Below are 22,516 nucleotides of genomic sequence, written 5' to 3' on the forward strand. Positions count from 1 at the left end.
TTATACTGGATGCAAATCGAGCAACGACGTACGAAGCATGAGACAATCTTTAAGTGCATGGCTGGGCGCCGCTCGCCCCAAAACACTGCCTTTGGCCTTTGCCTCTATCGCAACAGGCAGCAGCCTAGCTTTATTCAATGGTCATTTTTCTCTTCCTGTAATGCTGCTAGCCTTACTGACGGCGATTCTGTTACAGATACTCTCCAACTTAGCCAACGATTATGGTGACGCTCAAAAAGGCACTGACAACGAAGACAGAATAGGTCCTATGCGCGCGATCCAATCGGGTGCTGTCGATGCAAAAACCATGAGAAATGCCATTATCATCAATATTGTTCTCACGATACTGTCTGGTCTCGCTCTCATTTTTTATGCTCTGCAATCCCCCACCAGCATTGCCGCATTTCTAGCACTGGGGTTGCTCGCTATAGTAGCTGCCATCGCCTATACGGTGGGTAACAAGCCTTATGGTTATATCGGTTTAGGGGATCTTTCGGTGTTCATCTTCTTTGGGCTACTTGGCGTTGCTGGCACCTTTTTTCTTCATACTGGTTTTATTGATGCCACCATTTTCCTCCCTTCGATTGGTTGTGGGCTCTTGGCCGTGGCTGTCCTTAACATCAACAACATGAGGGACATCGACAACGATGCCGCTTGTGGCAAACGCACGATGGCGGTTCGTCTTGGCGCTCAACGTGCAAAACGCTACCACATGTTGTTGTTAGCTGGCGGAACGGTCCCCTTCATAGCATTTTTAGCTTTACAGAGCACTGCATTAGCTTGGGGGTTGAGTATGTTGCTAGCCGTATTATTTGTGGTCAATCATGGCAGAGCGGTACTTGCTGCCTCTTCCCCAACGGAACTGGCGCCCATGATGCCCGTCATTGTTAAATGTGCCTTGATAACTAACCTCTTATTCTCAATCGTGATCACGGGTCAAACTCTGATGACTTAATTGAGCCTTGTCATTGCAATGACTTACTAGGCATATATACTCGAATACAGAACTGCGTAACAGAAGACGACTTGCTTATGGAATACAACACCTCAGCACTATGCGATATCTACTTGGATCAAGTAGATGTAGTGGAACCTATGTTCAGTAATTTTGGTGGTAGTGCCTCGTTCGCGGGTCAGCTTACAACCGTGAAATGCTTTGAAGATAACGGCTTAATCAGAAAGGTATTGGAACAAGATGGTGTAGGTCGAGTATTACTCATCGACGGAGGCGGTTCACTACGCCGTGCTTTAATCGATGCAGATCTGTCGTCTTTAGCAGAAGAAAATGAATGGGAAGGCATTGTGGTTTACGGGTGTGTGCGCGAAGTCGACGAACTCGAAGACATGAACATCGGTATCCAAGCCCTCGCCTCTATTCCAGTCGGTGCAGCGCAGCAAAGCGTTGGTGAAATCGATGTTGCCGTCAACTTTGGTGGTGTAACCTTCCTACCAGAAGATTACCTCTACGCTGATAACACAGGCATCATCATCTCCCAAGAGCCTCTCGACTCCGACTTAGAAAGCGAAGACGACGACTTCTCAGACGAAGAAGAATAAACAAGTCTCTTCACCCTAGCACTCATACCAAAAAAGCAGCCATCGGCTGCTTTTTTGTATTCTTGAATTTCTATAGTTTCCTACACAGTACGCTTGTGTAGTTCTAGGAGGGGGCGCGGAATTTATAAGCATAAATGAGCACCACCGACAACGAAATACGCGAGCGTACGCCGTAGGAAAAAGAAATTATTCTACGTCGTCCATCTTCCCAAGAAGATTACGAATACGCTCCTGCCACGCAGTGTGCTCTTCACGCATCTTAATGTTTTGTGACTCTAACTCTTCACGGTTGCTTTTCAGCTCGTTTGCTTCGGAATTAAGTTGAGCGTTTTGCTCTTTCAATTCTTCCACTTCCATTTGTAGAAGTGCGATAGTATCAACTGCGGTTTGGATTTTTACTTCTAGCTGCTCTAGGACTTCTAAAGACATGTTAGCCACCTGTTTATTTTGATTCAGTCTGCGTGAATGAAAGTTCACAAATTACCTCACATTCTACTCAGCATCTTTGATAGACACACGTTCAAAATTGGTGATCTATGCTCGGTTGGTTAAAAAAAAGTCGATATTTAACCAAATCTTGACGTTCGTTATTAATATCTACAAATATACCGTCAAAAATTGATGCTGGGCAATCGACACTGGATTTCAAAGGCAAAATCGCAAACGTTTGAATGGGGCTGTGATAGAATCGCCGCCAATTATTTCTCTAATTTTGTTTGGTATCTGGAGTCCACATGAAACGCGATTTGGCGATGGCATTTTCCCGAGTAACTGAAGGCGCAGCACTGGCTGGCTATAAATGGCTTGGTCGAGGCGACAAAAACGCCGCTGATGGTGCCGCTGTTGAAGTTATGCGTGCCCTTCTCAATAAAACTGACATCTCTGGTGAGATTGTTATCGGGGAAGGTGAGATTGATGATGCTCCTATGCTTTACATTGGTGAAAGTGTTGGCGTTGGCGGTGATGCCGTGGATATCGCGGTTGACCCAATCGAAGGCACTCGCATGACTGCAATGGGGCAATCAAATGCACTCGCGGTACTAGCCGCTGGTGAAAAAGGCAGCTTTTTGAAAGCGCCTGACATGTACATGGAAAAATTGGTTGTGGGTCCGGGTGCAAAAGGGGTAATTGACCTAAGCAAGCCTTTGGCTGAAAACCTAACGAACATCGCTGCCGCTCTAGGGAAAACACTGGATACATTAACCGTAACCACATTAGCCAAGCCTCGCCACGATGCGGTGATTGCTGAAATGCAACAGATGGGTATTCGTGTATTCGCCGTGCCGGATGGTGATGTTGCCGCATCCATTCTAACGTGCATGCCAAATAGCGAAGTGGATGTCATGTACTGCATTGGTGGCGCACCGGAAGGCGTAGTATCAGCAGCAGTTATTCGCGCCCTAGATGGTGATATGCACGGCCGCTTACTACCACGTCACGAAGTCAAAGGCGATACTCCAGAAAACAGAGCTCATGGCGAAAAAGAGCTAGAACGCTGTAAAGAAATGGGCGTTACTGCTGGCATTGTTTTGCGCATGGAAGATATGGCGCGCAGCGACAATGTGGTCTTTTCCGCAACCGGTATTACCAAAGGCGATCTGCTTGAAGGAATTTCTCGTCAAGGGAATATCGCCACGACCGAAACACTATTAATTCGAGGTCGTTGTCGTACGATTCGCCGTATTCAGTCTACTCACTATCTTGATCGTAAAGATGACGAAGTTCGTGACTTTATTCTGTAAGCGATAATCATATTGTCATTAGCGCAGCCTTGGCTGCGCTTTTTGTTTTAAGACTCATCCTTTAGCAAAGTAACCGACAGTTAATCAAGAGTTTGCTTTATTAACCTCATACCTCATAATAGTTATCAAGCTAGAGGTAAGGACAACATGAAAACCACTGATCGGATTCTGAATAAAATCAAACGTGAAGGCGCTATTACTGCCAAAAAACTTTCACAAGATTTATCCATGACAACGATGGGCGCACGCCAACACCTTCAGAGCCTAGAAGACGAAGGGTTCTTAGATTTTGATGATATAAAAGCGAAAGTCGGACGTCCGACCCGCCATTGGTCACTTACCGATAAAGGTCACGCACAATTCTTTGATGGTCATAGCGACCTAATGATTAATATGATTGATGCTGTAGAGTCTGTCTTTGGAAAAGAAGGGATGGAAAAAGTCACGGCAGAACGTGAAGCAACCACACTTCGACAATACCAAACGGCAATGGCGCATTGTAAGACATTGGAAGAAAAGCTAAACGTGCTTACCGAGCTCCGTGATAGCGAAGGTTACATGGTTGAACTGCTAAAAAACGAGCTAGGATTTGAACTCATAGAAAATCATTGCCCTATTTGCCGAGCCGCAAAACGGTGCCCCAACCTCTGCCTATCCGAGCTGAATGTCTTCCGTAAGCTTTTAGGAAAAGACTATTCAGTTACGCGAACCGAACATATCATCCAAGGAAAGCGTCGCTGCAGTTATCAAATTAGCCCTCACTAATTTCCCAATCGCATCATAAACTTACGCTGAAAGCTCAATTTGTCGTATTATTTTAAGATTAAAGTTGCATATATCAATAATGAGACAGAACAATAATAGAGCAGTTACAGTGCATTTTTTGAGCTAATTTTATCGTATGCTCTGATCATGTGCTGTAACGAAGAAGTAGGAGGGTGCAGATGGGACGCGCTCAATATGATCAAACTTTACCTCCATTTGAGGAGCTTGTCGCTCTGGCTCAGGATGATCCAGAAGCATTTAATCAATTTCGCCAGAAGATGTGCGATGAGATGATCACATACGCATCATCTGAAATGCAGCCCCGCTTGCGGGCGCAGCAAACTCACATCGAACGAGTCATTGACCGATGTAAAAATCCAACCCATGCCAACGTAGCATTAATGAACGAGCTCACCGCTCAAATTGGTAAATTCCAAGATGCTTTGCATGGCGATATCATTAAGGAATCCGCCGACATTGTTCCGTTCGACTTAGAACGAAAACAATAGCTCGAAGTACACTCAAACGAAACTCGCTGAACTCTACACTTTGAAACATACTCAAACCACCTCAAGATGCTAGGTTCAGCGAGCATTGCTTGATTTTCAGGCAAGGCACCAATTTGCAGATCTAGTGGTTCTAAATCAAGAATTGGTAACGCAGCATGAAAACCAAGCAAGCTCGCCCTTGGGAGCTTATCTTCTGTCTCATTTCATCGTCAAAGAACTTGGAAAGGACTCGTCCACTGCGTTCTTCTCCTTGAACTGAAACAGAAGATAGAGCTCTGAATCCTGCACCTTGAGGTGGTTTGAGTATAAATTGAGTACAAATACAAAAACGGACCTCCTTCGGTCCGTTTTTCATTGGGCTATTGCATTCGTTGCGCTTTGCCGCTTTCAATATCGCACGAGGATTGGCTTATTTAAGCGGAGGAGCACCATATTGGTTTTCTTTGTCGTCACCTTTCAGCAGACCACATTCCACAAAAATCCACACCCCCGCCGCCAACGCTAAGATAGAAGCAATCATTTCAAGAGGTGAAGTTTGAATTTCAACGCCTGGCGCTGCAACAGGTACCAAAACACGCCCAGCGATAACCGGAATATGTAATGCAAGCCAATACACCGATTTTCCCCTGTCGTGCCAACGTTTTGCGGTAATAGCAAGATCAGGGAAAAGCATGAACGCTAGGAAGACGATGGCAATGACATTTCCTAAGTCTGGGAATAATGTCCCTGCACCAAAACTAAAACCAATCACTATCAGATAATAGAACGCATTCCAGATCCAGAAAACCTGACGCCCGATACGTCCGCGAAAAGAAAACAAGTACTGCTTCATCGACATCTTTTACTTACCTTTGCTCAATTGAGCACTTTTTGAAAACATTTGGTGTCCATATCACGGACATTAATGGTCAAGCTATGAACTTCACTGGCTTGCTGCTGCAATATCTCCATCAACTGACTCGACAACGTGCGTTTTTGTTCTTCGGTTCTGCCGTCTAACAAATCAAATGTAATGTGAATAAAATCCACCGAATCTTCTTGATCCCCCACCAACCAATGGTGGCAACGCAAAGCTCGAGACTTTACCGAGGACACTTCAAACAAACCACTGCTGATCGCTGCTTGATGTAAATCTTCCAGCAACAATTGTACATTCACTCGTTCATCGACCGAATTCGAATACTCCATCACTAAGTTAGGCATTGCTCGTCCTTGTTCATCTTTCTGTGATTTGGGGTAATACCCAAATAACCCCAAGGAGCTGGACTCAGAGCCTCATATTCGGTTTCAGCCCAAGGAAAAGGACGCAGTGGAATGACGAGTCCTTTCCAAGTACTTTGACGATGAAATGAAACCGAATATGGGCTCCCAAGGGCGAGTTGAATTGGCTTCCAAGCTTCGTAACCGATTCTTGACTTAGAACCACTAGGTCTTCAAATCGGTGCCTTGCTTGATAACCAATTCATTCTCGCTGAGCCAAACTCATTGGGGCTACTTGGGTATAAGATACAGGAAATTAAGCGCCTTGGTGCACTCTGGACATGAAACTGCCCACTTGATCACTGGTTTTTATCTCTTTGGTAACACCATCAGATCTGACCTTACAGTCAGATCACGGAAAGACATGACACCAGTCATGATTTAGCCGTATTAATCTGTTATATTCTTTCGCAATCACGTTTATTTTTTACATTAATTAATGGAGATATTCCTATGCGTCGTCCTGTAGTGATGGGTAACTGGAAACTTAATGGCAGCAAATCAATGGTCACTGAACTATTAAATGGCCTAAATGCTGAACTTGAAGGCGTAACTGGTGTAGACGTTGCAGTTGCTCCACCAGCACTTTACATCGACCTAGCTGAGCGTCTAATTAAAGAAGGCGGCAACAAAATCATCTTGGGCGCGCAAAACACTGATGTAAATAACAGCGGTGCATTCACTGGTGATACTTCTCCTGAAATGCTAAAAGATTTCGGTGCAACGCACATCATCATCGGTCACTCTGAGCGTCGTGAGTACCACGCTGAGTCTGACGAGTTTGTTGCTAAGAAGTTCGCATTTCTTAAAGAAAACGGCCTAAAGCCAGTATTCTGTATCGGTGAGTCTGAAGCTCAAAACGAAGCAGGCGAAACTGAAGCTGTATGTGCACGTCAAATCAATGCAGTGATCGACGCTTACGGCGTTGAAGCTCTAAATGGCGCAATCATCGCATACGAACCAATCTGGGCTATCGGTACTGGTAAAGCAGCAACCGCTGATGATGCACAGCGTATTCACGCTTCTATCCGTGCACTTATCGCTGAAAAAGATGCAGCAGTAGCAGAGCAAGTAATCATCCAATACGGTGGTTCTGTTAAACCTGAAAATGCAGCGTCTTACTTCGCACAGCCAGACATTGATGGTGCGCTAGTAGGTGGTGCATCTCTAGACCCTAAAGGTTTCGCAGCTATCGCTAAAGCAGCGGCAGAAGCAAAAGCGTAATTCTGATTTTCCAGAACACATTAAAAAGACCAGCTTCGGCTGGTCTTTTTTTATTGCATTTTTTTGCCATAACTCAAGGGTTATTCAAACTGAACTTTAGGGTCTGTTGACCTTTCGTGGTTAAATTTTGTTCGAGTTCTATGCCTTTTAATCGCGGCGTAAGGTGTGTAGCCTAGTCATTCTAAGCAAATACCTTGCAACAAAGAGTAAAAGGCATAGAAACGAACCCTTCGGGCAGCATTTGTGGCTTATTTCTACTGCGTTATCACTCATTGATGTAGAGCGACTACACCGAATGAGCTCTGCCTTGTATAAAAAACCCACAAATCGCTGCAAAAATCATCTCGAAAGGTCAATAGACCCTAGCCAAAGCAGTAGCGGCTTTATTCAGAAAGGGGAGATACATTCGTAAATCTTCCAACGTCTTACGAATTTTAGGGGCATGAACAGAGACAGTGAAGCACACGCTACCACTCTGATCCCGGACGGGTACAGCAATTGCCACCATGCCTTCCATAAATTCTTCCCGATCAAATGCAATCCCCTCATGACGAATTTTCTCCAGCTCTTCCAACAAAGCACTGGGATCAGTAAGCGTGAATGACGTATAAGATTTCAATGGTGTTGCATTGATTAGCTTATCTCGAACTTTGGGCTTCATATGAGCAAGCAGCATTTTCCCACTTGCCGTGCAATGAAGGGGAAGCTGAGACCCAACAGGAAGCTGAATTCGATACGGCCAATTAGCTTCAACGCGATCAAAGTAAACGGTGTGATCGCCATCTAACATGGTGCAATTACACGTTTCATCAACTTCTTGAGACAATACTTTTAAGATCGCATGTCGAGGCGCACTTAATGCATGATTCGACATAATGCTCCTCGAAAATGCACGTGCACGCAAGCTGGGTATATAACGCCGACTCACGGGCTCACGCTCCACTAAACCTTCTTCCTCTAACTGCTGAAGTATTCGGTTCAGTGTCGGCTTGGCTAAACCGAGTTCATCCATCAAGTCAGCTGTCGGTATTGGCTTGCGTGCTTGAACCACTCTCTCCAACACCACAAATCCACGCATGATGGTAGGGTAAGAATGCCGTTCCTCATCCATGTATTTTCCCCTCTTTAAAGCCTTAGCTTGCTTAGATTTATTGACCTAACCAGCACCACCAAATTGCAATAAGAATGTCGACAGCGGTGGCCAGAAAGCAATGATAAGCCAAGCAATCATCAATGCGAATAAATATGGCAGAACATGACGCACAATCGTGAAGTACGGTATACCCGTCATACCACTGGCGACATACAAGTTAAGCCCATATGGAGGAGTAATAAACCCGATGGCATCGCCGACAAGGAAAACCACCGCAAAGTGAATGGGATCCACGCCTGCACTGTAGGCTATTGGTGCCAAAATCGGTGCCAATATGATGGTGTTAGGCAAACTTTCTAGCACAGTGCCCGCCATAAGAACGAGGAACATACACGCCAACAAAATAAAGACTGGGTCACCAATGTTCGACATCCAGCCATTCACGACTTCTCCTGCCCCCAATAGTGAGAGAATTTGCTGCATAACAACCGAAACCGCGATCAGCGGTGCTAACATGCCTGTTATCTGCCCAGAGCGAAGCAAGATTTCCGGCAACTTAGAAAGCTTTATTTGGCGAGTCACTAAGACACCCGCAATCAAACAAAACCCAACTGTTACCCCTGCGGCTTCTGTTGGTGAAAACGTTCCAGAATATATGCCGTAAATCACAATCCCGATAGCCAGTATGCCTAAATACGCTCTAAGACCAGCACGAACAATTCGTTTTGGTTCGAATCGAATCATGTCTCCCCAGTTATTGCGTCGGCTAACCAAGTAGCAGGTTACTTGCATGGCAATCACCATTAGAATGCCTGGTAGCATACCGCCTATAAACAAATCACTGATGGATAAGTCGAGCAGAAAACCATAAACGATAAAGATAATGCTCGGCGGAATAATGATTCCCACCGTGCCTCCCGCAGCGACGGTGGCTGCTGCAAAGCGTTCATCGTATTTGTTTTTTGCCATTTCAGGCTGCATGATCGAACCGATTGTTGCTGTGGTCCCTGCATTCGATCCTGAAATAGCAGCGAACATTCCGCATGCACCAATGGTGGCCATTCCTAGTCCACCACGAACCCAGCCCAGTATTGAATAGGCAAAGTCCGACATGCGCTTGGCGATGCCAGCCGCATTGATCAGGTCGCCCGTTAGAATAAACAGAGGCAGCGCCAGTAATCCGAAAAAGCTCAATCCTTCAAATAGGGTTACGCCCACGTTTGCAAGAGTGAAATCGATGACGAGACTGCATCCAACGACCCAGAAGCCAATCACCAAGAAAATCGGAATACCCAGCAAAAACAAAATCGTTACGCCGATTGAAATAAGGGTAATAAGTGTTGCGTTATCCATGATTCCTCCCTTAATCCAATAATGATGCTTGCAGCACAAACGGTTCGTTATTGCGATAGCGAACAATATCTTGCTTCAAATTCTGAAGCACCCGAACCACTATCAGCCCCCAAGCCAATGGCGTCGCCAAATAAAACCACCATTCCATTACGTTATCGGTGCCCCCCACAATGGCGAAATTGTCATACGCCAGCCAAGTCTGTTGGTAGGTGTAGTAAATGACTATCACAGCGAACGCAATCCATAAGACTGCATCCAAAACAAAACAATAAAACTGCATTCGATATGGCAACCGAGACCGAACTTCCGTCAGCGCCAAGTGAGTGCGTTTCTTGATGTTGTAAGAGGCGCCAAACCACGTCACCCACAAAAAGAGCAAGACAGGAACGGTGGTACTCCACGGAACCTGCTGATTGAACAAGAAACGCCGAATCACCTCGACAAAAATAATCCCCGCCATCGAGATGTAAGTGATCAGAATAATCACTTTTTCCGTGTTTTTGTCCAGCCAACCCAAAAGCGTTCGAAGATACGTCATATCCCTATCCTGTTATCTGAATTTATGCTTGATATACCCAAGTGACCCCAAGGTTTAGGGTAGGAAAGGTGCCGCAATAACTGCTGCACCACCCTATTCTTATTAGCTCTGCCACCAACGCTGTGGCTCAACATTCACTGCGGCCATGTCTTTGGGGATCTCACGAGCAATATCGTAAATTTCTTGATAGGTATCATGACCACCAGACCACTTGTTTAAACGGTCGCGCCATGCCTCCCAAGGTTTCGGATTAAACTCAGGGGAGCACATTTCTTCTGCTTTTCTCAGCTCAGCATCGGACAACGTCGCAACTCGAACGTTATTTTTCGCAAAAATGGTGTCGGGTTTCTGTGGATTGGTTGCGCCAACAATGTCGAACAAGCCCGCTTCATTCATACCTTGTGTGTATATTTGTGCTAAATACGCCGACTCCATCACTGCATCTTGCAAATCTGAACCCAACTTATCGAATACAGAAAGATTCATTGCCGTATGCTCTGTACCACAAAAGAATTTAAGGTCTACACACTGCGAAACCACAGGGGCCATTCCCGCGTATGCCACTGCACCCATCCACGTTTCTGCCCCGTCAATCAAACCTTGCTTTAGACCATCCAAGGTCTCTTCCCATGCGATAGGAACAGGGTTTAGGTTCATCAGCTCCATAGCTATCCGGCCAAGTTGCGTACCCGTGACTCGGTTCTTGGTTCCGGCAAGTTGATCGACAGAGGTTACCGTTGGTTTGTCCTGCCATTTGAGCCCAAGTTGAATCCCCCTGAGTTCGCAGTGCGTAAACAAAAACTGGACGTTATGCCTTTTCCTCATCGGCTCTCGCAGTAACGCTTCACTCTTTTTGCTGTAGAAGAAGTGATACTGCGCCGCTCGCGACGGAAACATGTAGGCGTAATCGAGAACGTTGAGATAAGGCGCACCACCTGCCGAGTTTTGCGTGGAGGCAGAGTAGATATCAACAATGCCTTGCTGAGTTTTTTTCACGCAGTTGGTTTGCCCACAAATTTGATTGCTACCAATAAACTCAACCCGAATCGCGCCATTTGTGCGCGCTTCAAGGTCCTTGGCGAAGAACAGTTGCCCCGACTTTTGAATATCCAGGTTCTTCTCGTTAAATCCAGATGCACCAAACTTAAGCTGGAATTTGGGTTTAACGGCATAGCGCTTTTTCGTTGTTTGCTCTGCGGCTTGAGCGAGCTGCGACAGAGTCGCTCCCGCCCCTAATGTGCCAGCAGCAATAAACGTTGATGTCACGCCATAACGGGCAGAGACTTTCATAAATCCACGTCGCGTTAATTTTTCGTCTTTCATGGTTATCACTCCATTGACTAATGATGAACAGCGAAACCTCAGCTCTTTGACTACCACTCTTCCGACAAACAGAAAGGGTTACCTTGCTTTGATAACCGTGCGGTTATTCGTTTGGGTAACACGCTGTTGTAGCTATTGAATCTGTTTACATTCCCAATATTTCTTCCATGCAAATGTTAAATTTTATGATTCAACGTTGCTCATTTATTACACAAAAAAATAAAAAAACAACCCTTGACTTAAAAAATTGAGCCATTTAGTCTCAATAAATGAAATTTAAGATATATTAAAGATTTCTGCGTAGAATCGCGGAATCGCTGTCACACAGACACAGGGAATGTGAAGAGATGAGCACATCGGAAACACAATACGATTACATCGTGGTGGGGGCAGGCTCGGCAGGGTGCGTGCTAGCAAACCGGCTTTCTGCCAATCCAAAAAACACGGTATTACTCATTGAAGCAGGCGGTAACGACAACAACCCATGGCTGCATATTCCAGTTGGGTATTTTAAAACGATGCACAACCCCAAAACGGATTGGTGCTATTTGACTTCACCTGATAAAGGCATCAATCAACGCCAACTTCAGTGGCCGAGAGGCAAAGTTATCGGGGGATCCAGTGCATTAAATGGATTGCTGTATGTACGAGGGCAGGCCGAGGATTATGATCGGTGGTCGGCTCTCGGGAATACTGGATGGTCTTACGACGAAGTGCTCCCCTATTTTAAAAAGTCGGAAGATCAAGAACGCGGTGAAAGCCAATACCACGGTGTAGGCGGTCCTTTAAAAGTGTCGGATCTTCGGCTTCGACGCCCTATTGCCGACTACTTTATCCAAGCAGCCATTCAAGCAGGCATTCCTGAAAATACCGACTACAATGGCGAGCACCAAGAAGGGGTTGGGTATTTTCAGCAAACCGCGTACAAAGGGTTTCGTTGGAGCACGGCGAAGGGTTTCTTAAAACCTGTACTCTCACGGTCGAACCTTACTGTCGCTTTGCATGCACAAGTACACCGCATCGTATTTGAAGATAAGAAAGCCGTTGGGGTCGAATACCAGCAACACCAAACAAAGATAACCGCTAAGGTTGGCAAAGAAGTGATACTGTCATCCGGTGCTATTGGGTCGCCACAAATACTTCAGCTTTCAGGCATTGGGGATCGCGATCTACTGGATCGCTTCGACATTCCGTTGATCCACCCGTTGCCTGGTGTTGGGCAAAATCTACAAGATCATTTACAAATTCGCTTGGTCTTTAAAACCAGCCAACGCACGCTTAATGATGAGGTCAATAACCTTCTGAAGCGAGTATGGGTAGGGATGCAGTACGCCTTTAATCGCACAGGACCTCTTACATTAGCAGCCAGCCAAGTCACAGTATTTACTCGATCCAATCCGCAAGTTGAGCGACCAGATATCCAATTTCACATGCAACCACTCAGTGCGGATAAGCCCGGAGAAGGAGCACACCCCTTTTCCGCTTTTACCTCTTCCGTATGCCAGCTTCGCCCACACAGCCGAGGCTACGTTGAAATACAGTCTCGCGATCCAGCCCAGCACCCGATCATTCAGCCTAATTATTTGTCGGACGAGCGCGATCAACAAGTCGTGGTGGATGCCATTAAGATGGCGAGACACATCTCCTCACAACCAGCCCTATCTGAGCATATTATTGAAGAATATGTTCCGGGAAGCCAATATCAATCGGATGAAGAATTGCTGGAAGCAGCTCGTCAATATAGCCAAACCATTTACCACCCAACCAGTACATGTAAGATGGGGAAAGACGACATGGCCGTCGTAGATCATCGCTTGAAAGTGTATGGAATTGAGGGGCTTCGCGTTGCCGATGCGTCTGTGATGCCCGACATTGTATCGGGCAATACCAACGCCCCTACCATCATGATTGCCGAGAAAGCAGCCGACATGATTTTAGAGGATAACGGTCACTAGACTGAAAAACTGGGGTGTGTTGAAGTTTAGCTTTCCGCTTTGGCAGAGAGAAGAATACGGATAAAACTGTCGTCTTCGTACTCAACGTCATAGTCAAACTGGCTATTGGCGTAAATACTGCCAAGGAACGTATGTCGATGGGTTAAGTTTCCGCGAAACAACATCGGTACTGGCATTTGCAATTGATTGGCATCGTTAAAATGCGCGTTAAGATCCTGAGATAACACAGCGACTAAGTTGCCGTTTTTATTGAAATCCAAATCCAGAGCTTCGGGTGTTGATAACACGACTGTCGTACCCAGCTTTTTCTCGATCTCATTCATTAGCAATAAGTAACCATCAAGGTGTGGGTAGCCTGGCTTCCCATCTTCCCCAAGCACTAAGCCTTCTAAAAAACGCTCCAAATTAGAGTTAGAGTGCTTGCTTAAATTAACAAACAGCTTGATTTGCTTACGAATAGATTTGTACTTATTCAGTTTTAACTTGGGTTTAAACCAGCGAATGAGGACATCGTTTTTTGCCAGAGTTCCCGTGACAACACGCGGCTTTAACTGGATTTGAAATTGAAGATGCAGCAGTGCATGCAGAGCAAGAGTTTTAAATAATTGGGAGTGTTCCATTTAACCGACGTTATTGATTTTATAATTAGAATTCTGGAGCTTAAGATCAAAACCTAAGCCGCTTGAACGTATCAAACCACTTGAGCGAAGAATACTCAAGTGGTCTTTTTCATCGCGCTGGCTAAATGCCATCTCCGCCAATGAATGTTTGAGACTTCCCGTTAAACTGCTGGTCCATATCGAGAGAAGGTTTATCGCTTTTAGGTCTACCGACAATTTTTGCTGGTACACCTGCCACAGTCGTGTGTTCAGGCACTGGTTGAAGAACCACCGAGCCTGAACCAATTTTGGCGCCTTCTCCAACTTCGATATTGCCCAAAATTTTTGAACCTGCACCAATCATAACGCCTTCGCGGATTTTCGGGTGACGATCGCCGCTTTCCTTACCAGTACCACCCAATGTAACGTCTTGAAGTATGGAAACATCGTTCTCCACTACTGCGGTTTCACCGATAACAATACCGGTTGCATGGTCGAGCATGATACCTCTTCCAATTTGAGCGGCTGGGTGGATATCTACCTGACATGCAACGGATATTTGGTTTTGCAAGTAAGTGGCTAACGCCACCCTACCCTGCTTCCAGAGCCAGTTAGCCACACGATAACCTTGCAAGGCGTGAAAACCTTTGAGGTAGAGAAGCGGCATGGAATACATAGCTACGGCGGGGTCACGGTTGACGGTTGCACAAATATCACAAGCAGCTGAAGCGGTAAGTTCTGGATCGGAGTTAAACGCTTGCTCCACCACTTCGCGCACTCCCATGGCAGGCATAGAGGCGGTTTTCAGTTTGTTGGCGAGGATGTAGCTCAGTGCGGCCCCCAAACTGTCGTGATTGATGATGGTGGCATGGTAAAAACTCGCCAGCATCGGCTCTTGCTCTGACAGTTCTCGTGCTTCACGAACTATCGCCTTCCAAACCTTTTGTTTTTCACATAGCTTCATTGTGGTATTCCAATCATCCTTGAAATAGATGTTTTATCTAAGCAAAGTCCAATTATTTAAAGTACAGCGCCGTTTTGTGCTTTTATCGTTTTAAGCATTTATCGTTTTAAACTTTTAGCGTTTTAAATTTCTGCCGCTTTATGCTTCTGATTTCTTGTCACGTGCGAGCAAATCTTGCGCTGCCATGCGAGCGTCTTTTCCTTGATACAATACTTGATAGATTTGTTCAACTATTGGCATTTCAACCCCCATTCGCTCTGACAGTAGCCAGACTTCTTTGGTGTTGCGATAACCTTCTACCACTTGACCAATTTCTTCTTGAGCCGTGTCGACATCTTTCCCTTGCCCTAAAGCTAGACCAAATCGACGATTTCGCGATTGGTTGTCGGTACACGTTAGAACCAAATCGCCTAACCCAGCCATACCCATAAACGTTTCCGGTTGCGCACCTAACGATACGCCTAGGCGTGTCATTTCCGCCAAGCCACGGGTAATAAGCGCTGTACGAGCATTGGCACCAAACCCAATACCATCAGACATGCCAGCCCCTATCGCAATAACATTCTTGACGGCTCCACCAAGCTGCATCCCCGTGAAATCGCTGTTCGCGTAGACGCGGAATGTTTTGCTGCAGTGGATTTTCTCCTGCAAATCCTTCACAAATTCATTGTCTGGAGAGGCAACAGAGATAGCGGTTGGCATTCCTTTCGCTAATTCTTTGGCAAACGTAGGGCCGGATAACACTGCCAAAGCGTACCCTTCACCTAACTGTTCTTGGGCAACATCTTTCAGCAAGCGCCCTGTTTCTGGCTCCAACCCTTTGGTCGCCCAGCAAATGCGTGAATCTTTCCTTAAGAAAGGCTTCATACTTTGTAAAACGATGCCAAATACGTGGCTAGGTACGACCACCAGCAAATCTCGGCTGGCTTGAACGGCTTTTTCTAGGTTGTCTTCAATAATCAGAGAAGGCGGAAAGTCCACATCAGGCAAAAACACATGATTGGCTCGGTCAGATTCAAGGCGCGCCATATGCTCTGGCTCGTGCCCCCAAAGAATGACATTCGCTCCGTTACGTGCCAAAGAAATCGCCAGCGAGGTTCCATAAGATCCTGCCCCAATGACAGTCATGGCTATTTCTTTGCCGTAGCTATTATTTGTACTGTTTGGGTTGGCTGAAGTGTGTGTCATCGTTTCACCTGTTACGTATCGTGAATGCCCATACCTAAGTCACTTTAGCATGTCGCTCTCGGTTTGCAGACATCTAAGGTTTGTGGATCTCTAAAGTATGTAGGGCTTGATCTGAAAATGTTGCTAATCCCACTTTTGTCTTCAGCATCCGGTTTACAAAAAACAAAGTACCGATTCGCTAAAAACAAAATGCACATCGTATCGTGAGATCAGATGTGCATAAGAATTGGATTTTATAGATGGCGCTCTAATTTTCTGGAGCGCCAACTTAAAGCGATTAAGCTTGCGCTTCGCCTTCACCTTCAGCCGCTTGCTGTTGAAGGTAGTTCATGAACAACGCGTCGAAGTTCACTGGTGCTAGGTTCAGTTGAGGGAATGTACCCTTAACCACTAGGCTTGAAATCGTTTCACGAGCGTATGGGAATAGAATGTTCGGGCAGAATGCACCTAGGCAATGCGCCAACTGACCTGCTTCCATTTGCTCAGCAGTGAAAATACCACCTTGCTGAACTTCACATAGGAAAGCCGTTTCTTCTGCGTTCTTCACTGTTACTGTTAAGCGAAGAACCACTTCGTATACGCCTTCACCTAATTCACGGCTTTGAGTATCCAGATCCAAGTTCACGTCTGGGTTCCACTCTTTTTGGAACATGTCCGGAGAGTTAGGTGCTTCGAAAGAAACGTCTTTTAGGAAAATACGTTGAATTGCAAAGTTTTGTTGAGCTTCTTGAGGTGCTGCTTCAGCCATGTCTAAATCCTTTAATCTATTTGACTGCTCCGACTGACCCAGTCAGAGCATTAAAAACTGTTTGTGTATCTGTGAATTACTTCTTGCCACGAATCAGTGGCAAATTAGCTTCATTCCACGCAATCAAGCCGCTTTTCAGAAGGTATACCTTTTCAAAGCCTGCTTTTTTCAGTTCATTCGCACTTGCTTGCGCAGTTTGACCTGTTTTGCATACCACAATGATTGGGTTCGATTTATGCTTTTCAAGGCTCGCTGTAGAACCATTTTTGATATCTGAAGGCAAAATGTGAACTGCGCCTGTAATATGCCCTTTCTTGAACTCATCCTTTGAACGGATATCAACCACAACGCCGTCTTCACGGTTCAGCATATTGGTGACTTCAGATGCCGATACTTCTTGGTAACCGGCTGTTTTACTTTTCACAATGTTCGCGATGAGTGCAACAACAATACCTGCCCACACCATAGCTAAAATTGGATTATTGGAAATAAAATCTAAATATTCTTGCATGTCCTACGCTCTTGCAACGCTTACGCGGATGTCTGTAAAGGGCTGAGTATACCGTTGAAGATGGGGAAATTCGACAAGGGGGCGCGAAAGAAGTGAAATAAGAGGCAGCGCTCACCTTTCAGGTCTCAATTCGTGGGCTTCTGACCCAACTTTGACAATGCTTCCAAAACGATAAACCAAACTAACAATTGATGGATATATCAAGGACATATGCATTGAAATTTATACAATCCGATTGTGATACTGTATAGTCAGCGCACAAAATTTCCTCAAGAGTTCAAACACTTCTTGGGATCAAAATAACCGAACAATCTTTCAGTGACTTTTCTCTTTAGTGACCTATCACGGTAAAGGAACCACCATGAGACGATTTGCCCAATTTACACTCGCTATGACATTGACCTTTTGGTCGCTTCTCAGCTGGGGAAGTACAACCATTTCCTATATTGGTGGCTATAACCACAATGGTACGCCAGCAATCATAGTGCAGTTTGATGATGTCGTACCGTTTCAAGATGCGGTCACCATTCAGAAAAAAGGGGAAGAGGCTCACCTTCCAGACACTTGGCAGCTCAATAAAGCGAAGAATGCGCTGATTTATACCGACATCAATGTGGGGCAAGGTTATCTTGTAGCGCTCAACCACGGTCTGAAATACAACGGTTCTTCCACCAAAAAAGTGACCATTCACAAAAAAGACCCGACACTAGAAGTGATTGGGCGCGGTCCGATAGTGCCTTCCAAAGGAAAGCGCAGTGTTCCAATATCGACAACCAACGTTGAACAGGTCTCTGTTGAAATTCTTAAAGTCAGCGACCCTGCCCGCTTTCTCAACGCTTCCCATTACTCTGCATCGCCAGATCGCTGGGCACTGAATCGACTCACTAAATCTACTCAACCGATTACCGAGTTGAGCTTTGATATTGAGAAAGCAAAAACCAACCAAACTCAATACTCAGAACTCTTATTGCCACCTGAGCTCGACAGCGGCTGGTATTTGTTGATCGTAAAGCCCACGGGAAGTTTCAGTTACGATAGCGAAAAAGCGATTCAAGTAGCACTGACCGACATTGGTATTCAGACCAAAGTGTTTCCACAACATCTGGCGGTTCAACTGTCGTCGCTATCAAGCTCTGAGCCTGTTACAAACGCCCAAATTTCGGTTTATCACTCCGATGGTTCGAAAACCGATTTGGGTACATCCACAGAAGGCTTTGCACAGTTTGACTATCAGGTAAAACAAGGCGATATCTTATTTGTTAAGAAAGAGGCGGAAGTGAGCGTACTGCCACTGCGTGAGATGCCTCTGGATTTGTCCGACTACCAAGTCGCGGGGCGTCAGTATCAAGATCATGAAGCGTTTGTGTATTCAAACCGCGATTTATTCCGTCCTGGCGACACTCTTCCTTTGAATATTATTGCCAGAGACCAAGACGGTGAAGTAGCGCCCGATATCCATCGCTTGTATGTGGAATACGTAAAACCAGACCAAAGTATTGCGGCGGGCCGTTGGTTGAGCCCAAGTGCCGCGAGTGGTTTCTACAGTGACCACTATGCCATTCCAACTAGCGCGCCACTGGGTAAATGGGTCGCTCAGATAAAGCTCCATAAGAAAGCCAAAACGCCTATCAGTACCTTTACCTTTAATGTCAGCGAGTTTGTTCCTGAGAGAATGGATCTCACCGTCGATTTACCCAAAGACATTGACCTTGGTGCAAAGAGCGTCACTGCTGACCTTGATGGTCGATACTTATTTGGCTCCCCTGCGGCACAAAACAGAGTGTCTATTCGCACGGATTACCAACCAACGAACCATTTCGACACGAAGTATAGCGATTACTTTGTTGGTCAAGCTTTCTCGATTTCACATTGGCGTGATGTAGAGAGTATTGATGACATAAAACTCGATGACCAAGGCAAGTACTCACTCACCTTTCCATTATATAAATCCTCATTGATGAAATCGCCGGTTAACGCTCGCTTCACCTTCGAGCTATTCGAAACCGGAGGCGCAAGTGTCTCTTGCAGCCAACAGCGTCAGCTTTGGTCTGGGAAGAAATTGGCGGGTCTTAAAGCCCCTCAAGGCGATATTGATTCGTACAGCTCTGTAGAATTTCATGTAGCTTTACTGAGCGGTGATGGAAAACAATTGGAAGCTGGCAAAGTCGATTACCATTTAGAACGCAATGCTGGTGGCTATTACTGGGTATACAGTGAAAGCAGTGGCTGGGATATTCGCAGCGACGATAAATGGCGACCAGTTGAGGTGAACCAAATTGATACCATCGCCGACCAATCTGTACCACTTCAACTTAAACTTGACTGGGGACGTTACCGACTTACGCTTCGCACCGAGGATGGCACCATTACACGCTATCCATTTTGGGCTGGTTGGAATGAAGGGAATGCTCAACAACCCGTTAAACCGGATCAGCTTTCCCTTACGTTAGACAAGAAACGCTATAACGCTGGTGACACGGTTCAAGTGTCTCTGTTTAGTAAACAAGCGGGTGAGTTAATACTCAGCTTGGATGGCGGGCAGTCTCTTTTGCAGCAACGCCACACTATTACTGCAGATCAGCACCAGTTTGAAATAGCACTGGATCCAAACACCAATCGCCACGATCTTTACTTAACCGCGACCTTGGTCAGCAGTGCAACCGATCAAGATCCATCAGGAAATGCACTACCGAGGCGCTACTTTGCCGTTGCTCCAGTGATGCTGGATCGCGAAGCTCGTCGACTGCCCGTCTCTATTGAACATGCAGAAAAACTACTGCCTCTAGAGCCTGCCACCATCAAAGTGAAACTCGATACAGCGGTGGAAACACGCGCTTGGGTTACGCTTTCGCTTATGGATAGAGGCATCGTGAACCTTGCCAAGTACCACCCTCCTAAAATGGCGGATTGGTTCTTCTCGCACAGGCGCTACCAAGGTGACGTGATTGATTTGTACTCGCGCTTGTATCAGACAAGACCGGACTCCTTTGTCACGCATCATCGATACGGTGGTGATCAGGAAATCGATTTAAATGTCAGTAAAGATGATTTAGTCGAAAGCAAAACCATCACCATCATGTCGGAGTTGATTCAGTTTGACCAAAATGGTGAAGCCAATATCACAGTAGATATCCCAGATTACAACGGTCAGGCACAAGTCGTTGCGATGGCATTTACCGACAATCAATTCGGACAATCGGAATCGAACGTTACCATTTCTGCACCGATTGTGGCTGAACTTGCCGTACCGAGATTTTTGGCACCGGGCGACTCTAGCCAGACCTATATGGAACTCTTTAACACTTCGGGTGTAAACCAGACGATTAAAGCCTCCATTACAGCAGACGACATTTTGTCGTTACCTGGGGATTCAGAGTTTGAATTCATGCTTAAAGATGGAGAACGTACAGGCGTGCCTATTCCATTTGAAGTTGGTCAGATTCACTCAAGTTCAGAGACGATTGCGCTCAAGCTAACCATTGATGCAAAAGGCGAAGACAATAGCCACTATCATCAACAGCGAGATTGGAGCCTTCCTGTTCGCATTGGTCAGCCGATGGTGAGCCAGCGCACCCTGATTACATTGACGCCGAAAACGTTAACACCCAAAAGCAAGGAAAGCGCAGAAGATGCCGGAAGTACCGAAAATACAGAAAGCGTAGGAAACGAGTCTTTTGAATTAACGCCGGATTTATGGAAGAACTACCAAGATTTCACCGAGCAATTCGCGGTAGCGACCTTCTCTCGCTCGCCACAACTGAATTTCGCTGAACATGCATCAGATTTATTCCGTTACCCTTACGGATGCGCTGAGCAAACCACCAGTAAGGCGATGCCTTGGTTGTTTGAAGACAGCGATCTCAATCAGGTAAAAGCCAAGGCAGCAGACGGCAAACCTGTTCGACAAATTATTGAAGATTCGATGAATCGATTGTCAACCATGCAAAAAGCCAACGGCAGTTTCTCGCTCTGGAGCAAACATGGCTCGGCAGATCCTTGGCTAAGCATGTACGTGACGGAATACTTACTCGAAGCCAACGCGCGCTTTAGTGATGCTGTTCCTGAACAAATGCTCGCTAAAGCCTTGGAAAACCTGACGCGTTATATCGGCGCAAGCAAATCCTCCGATGCCAGCCATTTCTACGCGCTTTGGCTAGGTGCGAAAGCAGGTTTAGTCAATAACGCACAGCTCTACAGTACACAGTCCACGTTAAAAGATAGCCCGAGGCACGGTATTTCAAGACTGTCTGCGGCACATTTAGGTGGGGCATTCCTCCTCAATGGACAAACCAAACAAGGAGAAGAGTATCTGTCATGGGCGGAATCCGACACAATGCGAAGCCGCGTATCCTATTACGAGTATGGAAGCGATGTTCGTGACCTCGCATTAACGATTTCTATTCTCGAAGATGTACAGAAAGTCATGAAGCTAAGCCCAGACATGATTGAATTAAGGAACCGTCTTGCCATTCGAGTCATGGAACTGTCGGCAAGTAAATCCTACCTGAGTACGCAAGAACGCATTGCACTCGTGAGAGCGGGTATCGCCTTAAAAGACGACACCAACGAAACGGTAGAGTTGCTCATTCGTGAAAATGATGTCGATAGAAAAGTATCCAGCCAAGGTTCAGGGCAAGAACTGCTGGCGGTAGGAAGCTCAGTATCTCTAGTGGGTGATCAATCAGTCTTCCTTCGACTGACCACAAAAGGGCTCGCCAATTCAAGTTATTTGAACTCCACTATCGATTTCAATAAAGCACTTCGCTCTTATCGCTTAGAAGACGGCAGTATCTACAAAGGGCAGCCTCTCAAAGTAGGGGACAAGTTGATTGTTTCAGTCGATTACAACCTAAAAGAGAAAGCCAATAACGCGCTGATTGTTGAGTACCTACCTACTGGCTTCGTATTAGAAAATCCACAATTTACCAATAGCGCGGATATCATAAAGTCCTCTAAGGTGATTGAGAGCAGTAAGTGGGACATGTTGGAATATCGAAACGACCGATTGATTGCTTCAACCAATATGAAAAAAGGGCAGCGTTACCGAATCAATTATGTTTTACGTGCTGAAACACCGGGGGTTTCGACACAGCCGGCGCTCTTTATGGAAAAGATGTATCAGCCTGAAAAACTGATTTATAAACCCTATCGCTCCATCGAATCTATTACCATTCGCCCATAAGCGAT

Annotated in this window: 20 protein-coding genes; 8 read left to right on the top strand and 12 right to left on the bottom strand. The window is 45.8% G+C overall.

The annotated features are described in order from the left end of the window. Positions 1-37: 37 nt before the first annotated feature. Together LDO37_RS17080 and rraA are read left to right on the top strand one after the other, a co-directional pair. Positions 38-955, top strand: coding sequence for a 1,4-dihydroxy-2-naphthoate polyprenyltransferase (locus tag LDO37_RS17080; protein ID WP_126609352.1), 918 nt, complete (start codon positions 38-40; stop codon positions 953-955). A 77-nt stretch (positions 956-1,032) separates the two neighbouring features. Continuing rightward, entirely contained in the window at positions 1,033-1,557 is a 525-nt protein-coding gene (gene rraA / locus LDO37_RS17085; protein ID WP_126609351.1) for a ribonuclease E activity regulator RraA, read from the top strand. A gap of 186 nt (positions 1,558-1,743) precedes the next feature. Here the strand turns inward: rraA and zapB are convergent, their stop codons facing one another. Continuing rightward, the gene (zapB, locus tag LDO37_RS17090) at positions 1,744-1,986 is read right to left on the bottom strand and encodes a cell division protein ZapB (RefSeq protein ID WP_101114015.1); all 243 of its coding nucleotides are present in this window, start codon (positions 1,984-1,986) and stop codon (positions 1,744-1,746) included. A 305-nt stretch (positions 1,987-2,291) separates the two neighbouring features. On the opposite strand from zapB, the gene glpX reads away from it, so the two are divergent. From glpX to LDO37_RS17105, 3 genes are all read left to right on the top strand, one after another. After that, on the top strand, positions 2,292-3,299 hold the full coding sequence (gene glpX, locus LDO37_RS17095; RefSeq protein WP_126609350.1) for a class II fructose-bisphosphatase: 1,008 nt from the start codon (positions 2,292-2,294) through the stop codon (positions 3,297-3,299). Between the two features lie 147 nt (positions 3,300-3,446). Continuing rightward, positions 3,447-4,064, top strand: a complete 618-nt coding sequence (locus LDO37_RS17100) for a helix-turn-helix transcriptional regulator (RefSeq protein ID WP_101114013.1) — start codon at positions 3,447-3,449, stop codon at positions 4,062-4,064. A gap of 179 nt (positions 4,065-4,243) precedes the next feature. Next, positions 4,244-4,573, top strand: a complete 330-nt coding sequence (locus LDO37_RS17105; RefSeq protein WP_101114012.1) for a DUF3135 domain-containing protein — start codon at positions 4,244-4,246, stop codon at positions 4,571-4,573. 409 nt (positions 4,574-4,982) lie between these two features. Here LDO37_RS17105 and LDO37_RS17110 read toward each other — a convergent pair whose 3' ends face one another. Continuing rightward, positions 4,983-5,411, bottom strand: coding sequence for a DUF805 domain-containing protein (locus LDO37_RS17110; RefSeq protein ID WP_126609349.1), 429 nt, complete (start codon positions 5,409-5,411; stop codon positions 4,983-4,985). A 17-nt stretch (positions 5,412-5,428) separates the two neighbouring features. Further along, positions 5,429-5,776, bottom strand: a complete 348-nt coding sequence (locus LDO37_RS17115; protein WP_101114009.1) for a 5-carboxymethyl-2-hydroxymuconate Delta-isomerase — start codon at positions 5,774-5,776, stop codon at positions 5,429-5,431. 510 nt (positions 5,777-6,286) lie between these two features. On the opposite strand from LDO37_RS17115, the gene tpiA reads away from it, so the two are divergent. Next, positions 6,287-7,057 (top strand): triose-phosphate isomerase, encoded by a 771-nt coding sequence (tpiA, locus tag LDO37_RS17120; RefSeq protein ID WP_104400087.1) that lies wholly within the window; start codon positions 6,287-6,289, stop codon positions 7,055-7,057. A 352-nt stretch (positions 7,058-7,409) separates the two neighbouring features. Here tpiA and LDO37_RS17125 read toward each other — a convergent pair whose 3' ends face one another. From LDO37_RS17125 to LDO37_RS17140, 4 genes are all read right to left on the bottom strand, one after another. Further along, positions 7,410-8,168: an IclR family transcriptional regulator gene (locus LDO37_RS17125; protein ID WP_126609347.1), complete on the bottom strand. Its 759-nt coding sequence runs from the start codon at positions 8,166-8,168 to the stop codon at positions 7,410-7,412. A 45-nt stretch (positions 8,169-8,213) separates the two neighbouring features. Further along, on the bottom strand, positions 8,214-9,503 hold the full coding sequence (locus LDO37_RS17130) for a TRAP transporter large permease (protein WP_101114006.1): 1,290 nt from the start codon (positions 9,501-9,503) through the stop codon (positions 8,214-8,216). A gap of 10 nt (positions 9,504-9,513) precedes the next feature. Next, positions 9,514-10,041: a TRAP transporter small permease gene (locus tag LDO37_RS17135; protein WP_101114005.1), complete on the bottom strand. Its 528-nt coding sequence runs from the start codon at positions 10,039-10,041 to the stop codon at positions 9,514-9,516. 102 nt (positions 10,042-10,143) lie between these two features. Further along, positions 10,144-11,364 carry a TRAP transporter substrate-binding protein gene (locus LDO37_RS17140; protein ID WP_174715134.1) on the bottom strand — a complete coding sequence of 407 codons (1,221 nt, stop codon included), beginning with the start codon at positions 11,362-11,364 and terminating at the stop codon, positions 10,144-10,146. 347 nt (positions 11,365-11,711) lie between these two features. Here LDO37_RS17140 and LDO37_RS17145 point away from each other — a divergent pair, with 347 nt between their 5' ends. Beyond that, the gene (locus tag LDO37_RS17145; protein ID WP_126609346.1) at positions 11,712-13,319 is read left to right on the top strand and encodes a GMC family oxidoreductase; all 1,608 of its coding nucleotides are present in this window, start codon (positions 11,712-11,714) and stop codon (positions 13,317-13,319) included. Positions 13,320-13,345: 26 nt separating this feature from the next. On the opposite strand, the gene LDO37_RS17150 is transcribed toward LDO37_RS17145, so the two are convergent. From LDO37_RS17150 to LDO37_RS17170, 5 genes are all read right to left on the bottom strand, one after another. Continuing rightward, a complete protein-coding gene (locus LDO37_RS17150; RefSeq protein WP_126609345.1) occupies positions 13,346-13,939 on the bottom strand; it encodes a DUF2913 family protein in 594 nt (197 codons plus the stop codon). Between the two features lie 121 nt (positions 13,940-14,060). After that, complete coding sequence (cysE, locus tag LDO37_RS17155) at positions 14,061-14,882, bottom strand: serine O-acetyltransferase (protein WP_101114002.1); 822 nt, start codon at positions 14,880-14,882, stop codon at positions 14,061-14,063. Between the two features lie 138 nt (positions 14,883-15,020). After that, positions 15,021-16,070 carry an NAD(P)H-dependent glycerol-3-phosphate dehydrogenase gene (gene gpsA, locus LDO37_RS17160; protein WP_126609344.1) on the bottom strand — a complete coding sequence of 350 codons (1,050 nt, stop codon included), beginning with the start codon at positions 16,068-16,070 and terminating at the stop codon, positions 15,021-15,023. Between the two features lie 277 nt (positions 16,071-16,347). Continuing rightward, positions 16,348-16,818 (bottom strand): protein-export chaperone SecB, encoded by a 471-nt coding sequence (secB, locus tag LDO37_RS17165; protein WP_101114000.1) that lies wholly within the window; start codon positions 16,816-16,818, stop codon positions 16,348-16,350. Between the two features lie 76 nt (positions 16,819-16,894). Next, positions 16,895-17,329, bottom strand: a complete 435-nt coding sequence (locus LDO37_RS17170) for a rhodanese-like domain-containing protein (RefSeq protein ID WP_101113999.1) — start codon at positions 17,327-17,329, stop codon at positions 16,895-16,897. Positions 17,330-17,690: 361 nt separating this feature from the next. Between LDO37_RS17170 and LDO37_RS17175 the strand changes: the two genes are divergently transcribed. Further along, positions 17,691-22,511: an alpha-2-macroglobulin family protein gene (locus LDO37_RS17175; RefSeq protein WP_126609343.1), complete on the top strand. Its 4,821-nt coding sequence runs from the start codon at positions 17,691-17,693 to the stop codon at positions 22,509-22,511. Positions 22,512-22,516 lie beyond the last annotated feature (5 nt).

The sequence above is a fragment of the Vibrio penaeicida genome, assembly GCF_019977755.1.
Taxonomy (GTDB): domain Bacteria; phylum Pseudomonadota; class Gammaproteobacteria; order Enterobacterales; family Vibrionaceae; genus Vibrio; species Vibrio penaeicida.

Coding starts and splice junctions, on each gene's coding strand:
- zapB (WP_101114015.1), bottom strand. CDS start 1,986: ATGTCTTTAGAAGTCCTAGAGCAGCTAGAAGTAAAAATCCAAACCGCA.
- LDO37_RS17170 (WP_101113999.1), bottom strand. CDS start 17,329: ATGCAAGAATATTTAGATTTTATTTCCAATAATCCAATTTTAGCTATG.
- LDO37_RS17105 (WP_101114012.1), top strand. CDS start 4,244: ATGGGACGCGCTCAATATGATCAAACTTTACCTCCATTTGAGGAGCTT.
- LDO37_RS17175 (WP_126609343.1), top strand. CDS start 17,691: ATGAGACGATTTGCCCAATTTACACTCGCTATGACATTGACCTTTTGG.
- LDO37_RS17125 (WP_126609347.1), bottom strand. CDS start 8,168: ATGGATGAGGAACGGCATTCTTACCCTACCATCATGCGTGGATTTGTG.
- rraA (WP_126609351.1), top strand. CDS start 1,033: ATGGAATACAACACCTCAGCACTATGCGATATCTACTTGGATCAAGTA.
- tpiA (WP_104400087.1), top strand. CDS start 6,287: ATGCGTCGTCCTGTAGTGATGGGTAACTGGAAACTTAATGGCAGCAAA.
- LDO37_RS17130 (WP_101114006.1), bottom strand. CDS start 9,503: ATGGATAACGCAACACTTATTACCCTTATTTCAATCGGCGTAACGATT.
- LDO37_RS17140 (WP_174715134.1), bottom strand. CDS start 11,364: ATGAAAGACGAAAAATTAACGCGACGTGGATTTATGAAAGTCTCTGCC.
- glpX (WP_126609350.1), top strand. CDS start 2,292: ATGAAACGCGATTTGGCGATGGCATTTTCCCGAGTAACTGAAGGCGCA.
- LDO37_RS17150 (WP_126609345.1), bottom strand. CDS start 13,939: ATGGAACACTCCCAATTATTTAAAACTCTTGCTCTGCATGCACTGCTG.
- LDO37_RS17135 (WP_101114005.1), bottom strand. CDS start 10,041: ATGACGTATCTTCGAACGCTTTTGGGTTGGCTGGACAAAAACACGGAA.
- LDO37_RS17110 (WP_126609349.1), bottom strand. CDS start 5,411: ATGTCGATGAAGCAGTACTTGTTTTCTTTTCGCGGACGTATCGGGCGT.
- gpsA (WP_126609344.1), bottom strand. CDS start 16,070: ATGACACACACTTCAGCCAACCCAAACAGTACAAATAATAGCTACGGC.
- cysE (WP_101114002.1), bottom strand. CDS start 14,882: ATGAAGCTATGTGAAAAACAAAAGGTTTGGAAGGCGATAGTTCGTGAA.
- LDO37_RS17115 (WP_101114009.1), bottom strand. CDS start 5,776: ATGCCTAACTTAGTGATGGAGTATTCGAATTCGGTCGATGAACGAGTG.
- LDO37_RS17145 (WP_126609346.1), top strand. CDS start 11,712: ATGAGCACATCGGAAACACAATACGATTACATCGTGGTGGGGGCAGGC.
- LDO37_RS17100 (WP_101114013.1), top strand. CDS start 3,447: ATGAAAACCACTGATCGGATTCTGAATAAAATCAAACGTGAAGGCGCT.
- LDO37_RS17080 (WP_126609352.1), top strand. CDS start 38: ATGAGACAATCTTTAAGTGCATGGCTGGGCGCCGCTCGCCCCAAAACA.
- secB (WP_101114000.1), bottom strand. CDS start 16,818: ATGGCTGAAGCAGCACCTCAAGAAGCTCAACAAAACTTTGCAATTCAA.